Annotated in this window: 11 protein-coding genes; 7 read left to right on the top strand and 4 right to left on the bottom strand. The window is 57.7% G+C overall.

Annotated features, from left to right (window positions below; translation table 11 throughout):
• Positions 1 to 123 precede the first annotated feature (123 nt).
• Together FRH_RS07125 and glnA are read right to left on the bottom strand one after the other, a co-directional pair.
• Positions 124 to 666, bottom strand: coding sequence for a DUF4124 domain-containing protein (locus FRH_RS07125; protein ID WP_281998003.1), 543 nt, complete (start codon positions 664 to 666; stop codon positions 124 to 126).
• Positions 667 to 755: 89 nt separating this feature from the next.
• Positions 756 to 2,162, bottom strand: coding sequence for a glutamate--ammonia ligase (glnA, locus tag FRH_RS07120; RefSeq protein ID WP_139527893.1), 1,407 nt, complete (start codon positions 2,160 to 2,162; stop codon positions 756 to 758).
• A 554-nt stretch (positions 2,163 to 2,716) separates the two neighbouring features.
• On the opposite strand from glnA, the gene FRH_RS07115 reads away from it, so the two are divergent.
• Positions 2,717 to 3,310 carry a hypothetical protein gene (locus FRH_RS07115; RefSeq protein WP_153843223.1) on the top strand — a complete coding sequence of 198 codons (594 nt, stop codon included), beginning with the start codon at positions 2,717 to 2,719 and terminating at the stop codon, positions 3,308 to 3,310.
• Positions 3,311 to 3,369: 59 nt separating this feature from the next.
• On the opposite strand, the gene FRH_RS07110 is transcribed toward FRH_RS07115, so the two are convergent.
• The gene (locus FRH_RS07110; RefSeq protein ID WP_153843224.1) at positions 3,370 to 4,395 is read right to left on the bottom strand and encodes an acyltransferase; all 1,026 of its coding nucleotides are present in this window, start codon (positions 4,393 to 4,395) and stop codon (positions 3,370 to 3,372) included.
• A 199-nt stretch (positions 4,396 to 4,594) separates the two neighbouring features.
• On the opposite strand from FRH_RS07110, the gene FRH_RS07105 reads away from it, so the two are divergent.
• The gene (locus FRH_RS07105) at positions 4,595 to 5,494 is read left to right on the top strand and encodes an alpha/beta hydrolase-fold protein (RefSeq protein ID WP_281998002.1); all 900 of its coding nucleotides are present in this window, start codon (positions 4,595 to 4,597) and stop codon (positions 5,492 to 5,494) included.
• Here FRH_RS07105 and FRH_RS07100 read toward each other — a convergent pair.
• The gene (locus tag FRH_RS07100) at positions 5,443 to 7,077 is read right to left on the bottom strand and encodes a sensor domain-containing diguanylate cyclase (protein ID WP_281998001.1); all 1,635 of its coding nucleotides are present in this window, start codon (positions 7,075 to 7,077) and stop codon (positions 5,443 to 5,445) included. The genes FRH_RS07105 and FRH_RS07100 overlap by 52 nt on opposite strands.
• A gap of 146 nt (positions 7,078 to 7,223) precedes the next feature.
• On the opposite strand from FRH_RS07100, the gene FRH_RS07095 reads away from it, so the two are divergent.
• The 5 genes from FRH_RS07095 to FRH_RS07075 all read left to right on the top strand — a co-directional run bounded on the left by FRH_RS07095 (position 7,224) and on the right by FRH_RS07075 (position 11,533).
• Positions 7,224 to 7,535 carry a hypothetical protein gene (locus FRH_RS07095; protein ID WP_139527890.1) on the top strand — a complete coding sequence of 104 codons (312 nt, stop codon included), beginning with the start codon at positions 7,224 to 7,226 and terminating at the stop codon, positions 7,533 to 7,535.
• 289 nt (positions 7,536 to 7,824) lie between these two features.
• Positions 7,825 to 8,490 carry a hypothetical protein gene (locus FRH_RS07090; protein ID WP_281998000.1) on the top strand — a complete coding sequence of 222 codons (666 nt, stop codon included), beginning with the start codon at positions 7,825 to 7,827 and terminating at the stop codon, positions 8,488 to 8,490.
• Positions 8,491 to 8,772: 282 nt separating this feature from the next.
• Positions 8,773 to 9,507, top strand: coding sequence for an ABC transporter ATP-binding protein (locus FRH_RS07085; RefSeq protein ID WP_281998155.1), 735 nt, complete (start codon positions 8,773 to 8,775; stop codon positions 9,505 to 9,507).
• Positions 9,491 to 10,381, top strand: coding sequence for a metal ABC transporter permease (locus tag FRH_RS07080; protein ID WP_281997999.1), 891 nt, complete (start codon positions 9,491 to 9,493; stop codon positions 10,379 to 10,381). Before FRH_RS07085 ends, FRH_RS07080 begins: the two co-directional genes overlap by 17 nt.
• 42 nt (positions 10,382 to 10,423) lie before the next feature.
• A complete protein-coding gene (locus FRH_RS07075) occupies positions 10,424 to 11,533 on the top strand; it encodes a zinc ABC transporter substrate-binding protein (protein WP_281997998.1) in 1,110 nt (369 codons plus the stop codon).
• Positions 11,534 to 11,603: the final 70 nt, after the last annotated feature.

The raw sequence follows: 11,603 nt of genomic DNA, 5'->3' as shown, positions 1-11,603 counted from the left end.
CGCCAATTCGGCGCAAGCGGCCGCATGCACGGCTTGTGGGCAGATAGCGGGGGTATGGCGGGCGTTAATAGCGCAATGAACCGATAAACGCGCCGCCTCAATGCACCATTATAGTGCACTCGATTAGTCAGTGATAAAAATAGTCACCGGATCGGTGCGGTGCTGCACACGGCCCTGGCTATCCAACAGCTCCGCATGAATATGGTGCGCTCCCACAGGTAACCCCGCCAGCCAGAAGGCGTCGCTATGCAGGGCGGATTGGCTCAGCTCGCCATTCACCCTCAGTTGAATTTGGTGGTCGTCCCGCAGTGGCGGCACCACCTGCACTTCCACGGGCGTCATGCCGCCCCGAACGGCGCTGCTGTTCGCCGGGTTGACGATGGTAAAGCGGTCATAAGGCATAAACGGTTGCCCAGGATGGCTCTGAGTGCGGCTCGGGGTTCGGCTGTCAGGTGGGGCAGAGCGCACCGTCGTCACGCTGGGCAGCGGTGCCAACGTGACGGCTTCACCGCCACGTTCTGGGTTGTCGGTAAACGTCACCTTGCCCTGGGCGTCCACCACGCGATACACCGTTTGCCCCAGCGCCGCGCTTACCCACAGCCCCAATAGCAGCGCAGCACCTGTGGACAATCCTCTTGCATAGCGCACGTGCCAGCGACGGATCATGACGTCTTCCTCCCTTTTCCTTTCCTCGCCTCAACGAAAAAACCCCGCCGAGGCGGGGTTTTCAGGCTAACGACACCTCAAGGGTGATCTTAGCAGCTGTAGTACATGTCGAACTCGATCGGGTGAGTCGTCATGCGAATACGCTCGACGTCTTCCATCTTCAGTTCGATGTAGGCATCGATCATGTCGTCGGTGAACACGCCGCCTTCGGTCAAGAACGCACGGTCAGCGTCGAGCGCTTCCAGGGCTTGATCCAGGCTGTTGGCCACGGTCGGGACGGACTTGCCTTCCTCGGGCGGCAGGTCGTACAGGTTCTTGTCCATGGCATCGCCAGGATGGATCTTGTTCTTGATACCGTCGATACCCGCCATCAGCATCGCCGCGAACGCCAGGTAGGGGTTGGCGGTCGGGTCGGGGAAGCGCGTCTCGACACGCTTGCCTTTCGGGCTAGCGGTGTACGGAATACGGATGGACGCAGAACGGTTACGGGCGCTGTAGGCCAGCATGACCGGCGCTTCGAAACCCGGCACCAGACGCTTGTACGAGTTGGTAGAGGCGTTGGTGAAGGCGTTCAGCGCGCGAGCGTGCTTGATGATACCGCCAATGTAGTACAGCGCCATTTCGGACAGGCCCGCGTACTCGTCGCCAGCGAACTGGTTCTGGCCATCTTTCCAGAACGACTGGTGGACGTGCATGCCCGAGCCGTTGTCGCCCACCAGCGGCTTCGGCATGAAGGTCGCGGTCTTGCCATAAGCGTGCGCCACGTTGTGGATCACGTACTTCATTTCCTGAACTTCGTCGGCTTTCTTCACCAGCGTGTTGAACTTCACGCCGATTTCGTTCTGACCGGCGTTCGCCACTTCGTGGTGGTGAACTTCGACGGTCTGACCGATCGCTTCCAGGGTGTTACACATCGCACCACGGATATCGTGGAAGCTGTCGACCGGGGGTACCGGGAAGTAGCCGCCTTTCACGCGCGGACGGTGGCCCAAGTTGCCGCCTTCTACCTGGTTGCTGGTCGCCCATGCGCCTTCGTCAGAGGTGATTTTGTACATGGCGCCTTGAATGTCGGCTTTCCAGTGCACCTCATCGAAGATGAAGAATTCCGGCTCCGGACCGAAGAAGGCAGTGTCACCCAGGCCAGTCGACTGCAGGTAGGCTTCGGCGCGCTTGGCGATGGAGCGCGGGTCGCGATCGTAGCCCTGCATAGTGGCAGGCTCGATGATGTCGCAACGCAGAATCAGTGTGGCATCTTCGGTGAAGGGGTCGAGGAAGGCGGTACCGTCTTCCGGACGCAGGATCATGTCAGACTCGTTGATGCCCTTCCAGCCGTTGATGGAAGAACCATCGAACATCTGGCCGTTTTCAAAAAACTCTTCGTTCACGTCGCGTGCCGGTACGGTGACGTGCTGCTCTTTACCGCGCGTGTCGGTGAAACGCAGATCTACCCACTTAACATCATGTTCTTCGATTAGCGCGAGAGTCTTGGCTGACATAGTGTCCTCCGGTATGAGCGTGGCTTAAAGCGTGTAACTGTAAGCGATCGATAAAGGTGTTATTCAACAAATCGTTCAACACGCGGCTGCATGTGGCGCGTTTGTCTTTTTTGTTCGCTCAACGTTTGTTCGACGATGGATAACAACCGCCCAGCGATCATTTCAGACCGGCTATCGTTGTAGCACGCCTGGAGGCGTCTGCCTACGCTTCAATAGCCGCTGATGAAACTACCTATGGCTTACAAGCACAGAGCATGCCAACTCTGCACCATAATGGAAAAAAATATCAACAACTCTTTGTTTTAAAATATGAAAAATGACTCATCCCATGCGTCTTAATGCAGCAAGGGAGTGGCAATTGCTTTTTCAAACGCCTAGACCGTCATTTCCTTGCACGCATTTGGTGCAAATAACACTCAAGACGCACCAAAATGAATAACTCGCCAGCCTCACTGTTTTTTTCGTTAAAAAACTTTCTCTTGCTACGTAAAGAAACCCACATCTACAATCAATTACAAACAGAGATGCTTTCATAACAAAAGGAAGCCGCGTGCATGGGTACGGTCTGCTTTATCGTTGATGCTTCAGTGACAGGAGCTTTGCTACCCCGCCACCTGCGCTCGATTCGCCAATCCGGTCTTGCTGACCATGCCCTACCCATTATCGTGACCTGTGCTCACTCGGATGAACGGCTAACCGATCTCGAAAAGCGTTACCACGCGCACGGCTTGGTGACACCTGCCCATACCCTAGGTGCACGCCTCAACCAAGCGGCGTATATTAGCCAGGCAGACTGGCTGCTGATTGCGCTGCATAAAGAACCCATGGCGGCGCAGCTTTGGTACCTACTCTATCCACAGCTAGACACGGCGACGGATGCGCTGCTCATCAACGCCGCCACTCCCCGCTTTTCGGAACGTCTGTTGCTGCACTTTCTCAGCTCGGCGGTGACCGTTCCCCCCTACATTGCCATTCGCCGTGCGTGGTTGGAGCGAATCGGAGGCTTCGATCCAGAGCTCGATGAGCCAGCACTGCTCGACTTTTTACAGCGCCTATACGCTTGCCCTACGCGTTTAAAAACGCTAAGCGGCGAGTCGCTTGGGCTTGCTCGAGGCTCGCCACAAAGCCGCTCACCCACCTCCTCTTAGCGCCTGCCCCTCTTTGACTCTTAACGCCAACCTGCCAGCTCACCAACCCGTCGAACCGTTCATATTTTTAAACGCTTACCCAGCAACATGGCACCCAATGTGGTGGTATTGGCTACTTTGTTGAGCAGAATCGATCCCACACTACCCACCATGATGAGCAACAGCGCATAAACCGCCAGGGGCAGCGTAGAAATGCCCACTAGCGTATCGGTGAGCGTAAAAAACATAGGATGCGCTAGATAAATACCAAACGAGTAAGCATTGATATAGCGCACCCATCCAGGCGCTTTACGCCCTTTTAAGCCACGCATCAATGCCAGCGTGAACAGCACAAAAAAGGGAATGACCCACACCTCTTTCGAGGAGAACGACAGCCGATACTCGAACGTGGCCAGCACGATCAAGCCAACGAACAACAAGAGCCAACGTGGTTGCGAGAGGGTTTGTAGCCAAACGGGCCGTTCGATCAACTGGCTAGAAGGCGTTAAGGGGTAATAGCGCACCAGCACTAGCGCCAAGAAGAACAGATAGATCCAACCCAACGGAGCCACCCAAAGCAAATAACCCGGCGGCTCAATAGCCAACGCATACGCCAACCCCCAATATGCCATACTCACCAAGCAAGCTCCCCATAGCCAAGGAACCGGATGCAAGCGCCATAGCTGCCAACGAGTAAAGGCCCAATAAGCGGCATAGAACTGCATGGCGATGATCAAAAAATAGCCATGCCAGCCCGCATAAATAAAGTAGGCTTTTGCGTTCTCCCAAACATTCACGGAGCTGTCGCTGCCCGCCAGTTGCCACCACTGGGCAGTGGAATAGATGAACCCGTACGTTAAATAGGGCAGCATGACGTACTTCACTCGCTGCCATAGAAAACCTGGCGGTACTTGCTTGTCATAGCGGACGGCAAACACAAAGACCGAAATGAACAGGAATACAGGCGTGCCCAGCACCAGCGGTATGCGCATGAGATCGGTAACGACGTTGTCCACGCGCTGATTCAGGTGATCTAGCCAATGAAAGAGAAACACAGCGACACAGCCGTACGCGCGCAGCCAGTAAATTTCCTCGATTTTCTGCATCGAACCTCCACCAAGCCCCGCTGCTAAGCTGATGTAGGGGCTTACGACAATGAACAGGCTGGCTTACAGCGTTGTCCGACCTTTTAAACGACGGTAAATTCCTGGAGGCCTCGTGTTCGAACAGTCGCTCAGATTCCCGCTTTTACACGCTCTCGGACGCACTGTCTCTGAATGCCTCACCGGCTGGATGCGCGCGATCATGGTCGTTTTGGGTGGGTTGGCACTGAGTAGCGTTGCCCTGGCGGGCGATGTCTCACGGGCACAGTTCTTTTCACCCACCCTGGGTTATGACTACCCGTATACGATCTATTTACCGGACGCTTATGACCCTCAGGCCTCGGCGCCTTACCCAGTGGTATACCTGCTACACGGGTCATTTGGTAACGAGTTTGACTGGGCAACCAAAGGCAACTTGCCACAAACGGCTGATCGTTTGATCGAGGCTGGGCATCTACCTCCAGCGGTATTCGTCATGCCCGGCAGCCGCAGTTGGTGGGTCGATGGGCATAACGAAGCTGCCCGTAGCGCTTTTTTCAACGACCTGCTGCCGCATATCGAAGCGACCTATCATGTGGGAACGACGCGCGAGCAACGTGGCGTAGCGGGGCTCTCTGCTGGTGGCTATGGCGCGGTGAATTTCGCCCTCGAACGTCCAGAGCTGTTTGCCGCTGCCGCTGCCCTCAGCCCCGCCAGCTATATCCCTGCGCCACCCAAAAACTCTTCCGCTCACCGACATCCAGCGTTTTTGAATGCGCAGGGCGAGTTCGATCAAGCGCTTTGGGAGCAGCTTAACTACACAGCCCACTTAGAAAGCTACCGCCTACGCGTCACGCCGCGCCCAGAGGCTGAGCAAGGCGACACGCCCCCTGTCCCGTTCTATATCAGCGCCGGACGCCGTGATATCTATGACGCCGAGTTCCATGCACGCCAGCTGCGCCAAGCCATAGAACGTATTCAACCTGGTGACGTACGGCTCGACCTCTACCCTGGTGGCCATACTTGGCGCGTCTGGAGAGCCAGCCTACCCGCGGCGCTAAACTTCATGTTTCAGTCTGTCGATGCAACGCCCGCAGTCTTGCCTGATTCACAAGCAGAGTAAAGGATAGCGCGATTACGCCCTTCCGCTTTGGCGCGATACATCGCCTGATCCGCGCAGTGAATCAGGGTGGCCTCATCCTTTGCGTGTAGTGGAAAGAGCGCCACGCCAATACTGGCGGAGACGCATACCTCGCCCACCAACAGCGCAAACGGCTCGGCCAGCGCTGAACAGAGTTGATGCGCGACCGCTAACGCGTCCTCTTTCATGACCGAACCACCCAGCAGCGCCACGAACTCATCGCCGCCGATTCGCCCTACCATATCGGTGCCTCGCAGCCGGGCGCGCATGCGTTGTGCCGCCGCTTTTAACAACTGGTCGCCAACGGCGTGGCCCCAGCGATCGTTCACCGGCTTGAAGTTGTCCAGGTCAATGAACAAGAAGGCCAACTGGCCCCCCGAGCGCAGCGCCTTGGTCAGCTCGCCAAAAAACATCGCTCGATTGGGCAGGTCGGTCAGCGTATCGTGCTGTGCCAAATGCAGCACCCGCTGCTCCATTTCGTGTCGTGGCGTAATATCGTGAGAGATGCCCATAAAACTGATCACGTTGCCCTGCTCATCCAACAACGGCGCACCGTTGGTAAAGTGCCAGCGCCACTCGCCGTTGGCATGCTGCACACGGTACTCGATCAGCCCTTGCGGCTCGGCCGTCACAAACACGTTTTCGATATAACGACGGCACGCTTCTAAGTCCTCCGGATGCAGAACGAGGCTCATATGCCGCCCGAGCACCTCGTTCACCTCGTGCCCCAATATGCGCGGCCAGTTAGGCGAGATATAGGTCAGCATGCCATCGGCATCGAGGGTGTAAATGATGTCGTTTGCCTGCTCCACCAGTTGGCGAAAGCGCTGCTCGCTGGATTTCAGCGCCGCTTCGAGCGCTTTACGCTGAGTAATATCGTTGGCATACCCCGTCCACAGCACGCTGCCATCGGGCTCGCGGCGGGGTTGGTCACTGGCTTCCACCCACAGCATCTCGCCGTGACGATGAAACATCCGAAACTCCTGTTTCCCTGGCGTCAGCGTGCGAGCGCTTTCCAGCGAGCTTGCGATGACGGTATCGCGGTCTCCAGGATGAATGTTGGCCAGCAATGTTTGCGCATCGGCCAGCGCCTCTTCGACGCTCACCCCAAACATTTCTTCTACCCGCTGGCCAACGTAGGTGTAACGCCAGTGACCCGACAGCGAGTAGTGCAACTGGTAGATGAATCCCGGCAACTGAGACAGCAGCGCATCCAAAGATTCGCCAAATGGCAGAACCAGCTCATGAAGTGCCCCATACACTGCGCGATACTCGCCCTCTACCACGGGAGAAAGCTGCAGTTGCCAACGCCTTGAGGCATCTGCCCAAGTCACCATCAGCTCCTGCACGGTCTGTTGCTGATCGCAGGCATATACGGCGGCCAGCACGTTATTCACGTCCAATGGAAAACAGCTGGCCAGCGCCATGTCGCTATTATCGTCAACCCAGCCCACCGCGTGCCGAAAGGCCGCGTTTGCATACACGTTCATCGCCTCGTGCGCTGAACGCTCCACCACGAACAGCGGCGTGCTCGACTGCTCAAATAGCGCACGGTACGGATGCATGGCGCCTTCTCCTCCCACGTTCCCCTAGAGGGTTAAGTTAAGCGCATCGACTAGGCGTGTCCACGCACATTGGCCGAGTGCTGCTAACGCACACTACACTGAATGTGCTGGCTTATTTTCTAACGACTCCTGTAAGGACACTGACCATGCATCAACATGTCGAATGGGATGAACCCGGTAGCGCAAGCGTCGCCGCCTTTTTCAAAAACGACCCCGACCACACGCCCCCTTACCCCGGCGCGATTCTCTCCGCTCGCTATCAGGGCCGCATCGTCCGAGTCAAAGTCGAAGCCTACCGGGAAGAAGACGCCGTCAGCATCGGCAGCGTCGCCGCCATTCTCGACCAGCACGGCCACCGCTTTCAGTCGCACAAAAAGCTCAACATCGGTGACATGGTCCGCCTACCCGACGACAAACGCGCCATGGAGCGCTGGGAAGAGGATGAGGAGAAGGAGTAAGTAAGAAAGGCATCGGGGTAGGGGTTCACTTGCCCCGCCCTTGCCTTTCAATGAAAGCTGCCAGAGCATGAGCGAAGCTCACGATGATGCTAGTAGCCCTACGACAATCGAAACCGGCCGAGAACCTCGGGAGTTTCCTGAGCAGTGCCTATACGGCTTTGGAGGAACCATGAGGTTTCAAGTCAACGAGCGTTAGCCAGGACGCTGCCTGCTCCCGCTCTTTTTACAAACGCGTACTCTCCCCATGCTACGCTTAACACTCATTTCTCAGTCTTTCAGGCGGTTCTCCATGCAATTATCCCTTTATTTACGCGTGCTTTTTGCAGCAGTTCCGCTGATGCTGGCACTGCCCGCCCAGGCGCAGCCAGCGGATGACTGGGCGGCTTACGATGAGGTATTCGAAAGCGGTGCCCAACAGGCCAACGTTTGGCAGTGGGGATGGACGGGTGTTTATGCCACGAGCCTGGCCTATAACGCCTACCAATCGAGCGAGGCCAGTGATCCGGACGACCGTTTCGATGCCCGCGTTGGCGTGGTGAAATCCGCGTTAGCGCTAGGGGGTATGCTGACTGACCGCCAACCGCATCCGGCGGCGCTGGCGGAGTACGAACGCTTGAAAGCGCAGGGCGATCTGAGCGGCGTACAGGCGCTAGGGCTGTCGCTTGCCCAGGCGGAACGGGAGCGCCGCGGGCTCGAGGCGCGGGTTGGCTCGTTGGTGGTGAATACCGTAGCGGGCGCGGTCATTGCCGCCGACGGTCGTGAGCGCGATGGCGCGATGAACTTTGCGACGGGCATGCTGATCAATGAGCTACAAATTTGGACGCAGCCCCACCAGGCGACCCGCGCTATCAATCGCTTCCAACCCGCCCGCGTATCGCTTGGCCCACTCACGCTGGAAGGCGAGTACGCGCTGGTGGTATCCCCTGAGCAGATTGGCGCCGTTTGGCGTTACTAGGATCACTTGGTATATCTCTCAAACATAAGCTCGCTCATCGTTGTCAGCACGCGATGAGCGCGTAAAATATTCGCCACTTTTTTGGTTTCACCAAACGTTATGTTATAACTTATTTATTGGTAAGTGAGGTTGCTCGATGAGTGAGCACATGCATCGCCATAACAAGGAAGGTCCTTGTCATTTTTCATTGATGTCGCTGTCGGCCACGAAGCGGCTCGGGCTGATGGCGCTGCCGTTGTTGGCCTTGTGGGGGCTGGTGGTATGGGCCAGCGGGTGGCCGCTATGAGCGAGCGTTCACCATCGCGCTTGCAGCTTCACGATCTGCATTTGGCCCAGGGTCGCCGCACGGTGCTGGAGCATGTGGATGGCGATATCAAACCCGGTGCGATTACCGCGCTCATCGGCGCGAACGGGGCCGGTAAAAGCACGCTGATCCAGGCCATCATGGGCGAACTTCGCCCTATTAGTGGCAAGGTGGTGTGTACGGTGGATAACGCTCGCCGCGCTTGGCTACCCCAGCAGTTGGCGCTGGATCTGACCTTTCCGATGAGCGTGGAAGAGCTGGTGATGACTGGCAGTTGGCCAAGCCACGGGGCGCTGAAAGGGTACTGTGCCGCCCATTACCGCAAGGGCCGTGAGATCATGGCGCGCTTGGGCATTTCTCACTTGGCGCACCGCCCCCTGGGCGAGCTGTCCGGTGGCCAGCGCCAGCGGGCGCTGATTGGCCGAACGCTGATGCAAGAGGCAGAACTGCTGCTATTGGATGAGCCGTTTGCCAACGTGGACAGCGACACGGTGGATATCTTGATTCGCATTCTGCGCCAAATGGCCGACGACGGCGTCACGATCATCATCGTGCTGCACGATATGGATCACCTCCGCCGCCTGGCCGATGAGGTACTGATGCTGAGCGCTGGCCACGGCCGCTGGGTCGCCCCCAGCGCGCTCAACCAGCAGCATGCACCCGCCCAAGTGGTGCCGTTTACGCTGGGAGGGCGTCATGCTGGAACTGCTTAATACCTGGTTCGTCAGCCCGTTCGAGTACGGTTTCATGCGCCGCGCCGTGGTCGGCGGGCTCGCGCTCTCCCTGGCCGCCCCGCCGCTGGGGGTGTTTTTGGTGCTGCGTGGCATGAGTCTGATTGGCGATGCCATGGCCCATGCGATTCTGCCCGGCGTGGCGCTGGGCTTTTTGCTGGCGGGCTTTTCGCTACCGGTGATGAGCGTGGGTGGCGTGCTATTTGGGGTGATGGTGGCCTTGCTGGCGGGAGCGGTCTCGAAAATGGGTGGCCAGCGGGAAGATGCCGCCATGGCGAGCTTTTTCATCATTTCCCTGGCCGCTGGGGTCATGCTGATCTCCATGGGGGGCAGCAGCGTGGATTTAACCCACGTACTGTTTGGCTCCATTTTGGCGATCAACTCCACGGCGCTGCTGTTGATTGCGTCGATCAGCACCCTGATCGTCATCACCCTGGCGATCATTTTCCGCGCCTTGGTGGTGGAGTGTTTGGACCCGCTATTTTTGCGCGGTCAGCACCGTCGCAGTAGCTGGGTACATAGCGTCTTTTTAGGGCTGCTAGTGCTCAACTTGACCGCTGGCTTCCAAACACTGGGCACGCTGATGGCCGTTGGCTTGATGATGCTACCCGCCACGGCGGCACGGTTTTGGAGCAAGCGCTTGGAAGGATTGATGGGGATTGCCGTGGTGTTAGCGATGCTGGCCAGCACCGGCGGGCTGCTGCTGTCGTTTCATTTAGACACACCGTCGGGGCCGAGCATTATCTTGCTGGCCGGGGCGGCGTATTTATTTTCGGCGCTGTTTGGCCGCTACCACAGTTTGGCCGCGAAGTTACGGCGTAAAACGACACCACTGGCAATGGAGCATTCTCACTAGCGGGCCGTCGTTTCCATTTTCTTTCATTCTTAGGAGCATGTTATGTCGTTTTTCTCTTCATCGCGTTGGTTAGTGGGCGTGTCGGCCATGTTGGCGCTGCCTGCGGCCATGGCGAACGAGCGGGTTCAAGTCGTCACCAGTTTCTCCATCTTGGCGGATATGGTCGAGAACGTCGGCGGAGAGCATGTGGAGGTCAGCGCCCTGGTTGGCCCGGATGGCGATGCTCACGTTTACTCCCCAAGCCCCGGCGATGCCCGCGCACTGGCAGGGGCAGACCTAGTGGTCTTCAACGGTTTGCTGTTCGAAGGCTGGATGGAGCGCTTGATTGACTCCAGCGACTACGACGGCCCATTGGTCACCGCCACCGACGGCATCGCACCCCGCGCTTTTGCGTCGCACGGCCACGATGACCACGCGCACCATGACGAGCACGATCATGCGCATGAAGAACACGGTCATGAAGAGCATGAACATGAAAAGCACGGCCATCATGAACACGGTCACGACGATCATGCGCATGATGACCATAGCGGTCACGAGCATGGTGATGACGACCCTCACGCTTGGCAAGATCTACAGCAGGCGAAGGTCTACGTCACCAATATTCGCGATGGCTTGATCGAGGCGGATAGCGCCAATGCGCAGAGCTACCAAGCCAACGCCGAGCGTTATCTGGCAGAGCTGGATAACGTTGATGCCGAGATTCGTGAACTGCTCAGCGAGATCCCCGCGTCGGCCAGCGTCATCACCGGCCATGACTCCTTTGGCTACTTCTCCAGCGCCTACGGCGTGAATTTTCTTTCACCGGTCGGTCTGTCGACCGAAGCCGATCCCAGCGGTGCCAGCATGGCCGCACTGATCGATGTGATCGAGCAGGAGAACGTACAGGCGCTGTTCCACGAGAACATGACCAACCAAGCGATCATTACGCAGCTAGCGGAAGAGACCGGCCTGCCCATCGCTGGCACGCTGTATGCCGATGCGCTGGCCAGTGAAGGTGATGCCAGCACCTACCTTGGCATGATGCGCCATAACGCCCGGGTGCTGCACGATGCCCTAGCTACTCCGGGCCATGAAGCTCATGGTCATGACGACCACGACCACGACCACGACCACGACCACGACCACGACGATCATGGTCATCGCCACTAGACCAGGCCGGCAAGGCCCTATACCGCCCCATTAGGGCGGTATTTTTTTGCATTGCATTTTGCTGGCGGGA

The organism is Halomonas sp. A020 (assembly GCF_027943625.1).
GTDB lineage: Bacteria > Pseudomonadota > Gammaproteobacteria > Pseudomonadales > Halomonadaceae > Vreelandella > Vreelandella piezotolerans.
Note: the sequence above shows the minus strand (reverse complement) of the source record. Positions and strands in the feature narration are given on the sequence as shown.